Source organism: Mesorhizobium sp. Z1-4 (genome assembly GCF_004000235.1).
Classification (GTDB): Bacteria; Pseudomonadota; Alphaproteobacteria; order Rhizobiales; family Rhizobiaceae; genus RCIO01.
In genome coordinates this window covers 1-241 of record NZ_RCIO01000028.1, presented here as the reverse complement: position 1 = coordinate 241, position 241 = coordinate 1, and the positions used below count along the sequence as shown (strand labels likewise).

Sequence of the window (241 nt, the reverse complement as noted above, 5' to 3'; positions counted from 1 at the left end):
GAAAGATCGGAGGCATCGAATACAAACCAGCCAGCGCGGCCTGTCTGCGCCAGATAAACAACCAGGCCGGATTCGGCGGTCATCGCCTCAAGCGCTGCTATGGTGGCCGCACTCGATGCGCCGCCTCCGCCTTCAAACTCCTCAATGAGGACGGCCGTAACGCCTATCGTGCCGCCCTGGTCAGAATTACAGAACCAGAGCGTGTCGGCATTAGCCGAACCCTCCATGACTCGGAAGCCCG

Annotated in this window: 1 protein-coding gene; it reads right to left on the bottom strand. The window is 60.6% G+C overall.

From position 1 onward, the window contains the following. On the bottom strand, window positions 1-227 hold a 227-nt coding region (locus EP165_RS20330; RefSeq protein WP_164743132.1), incomplete at its 3' end, for a hypothetical protein. Window positions 228-241 lie beyond the last annotated feature (14 nt).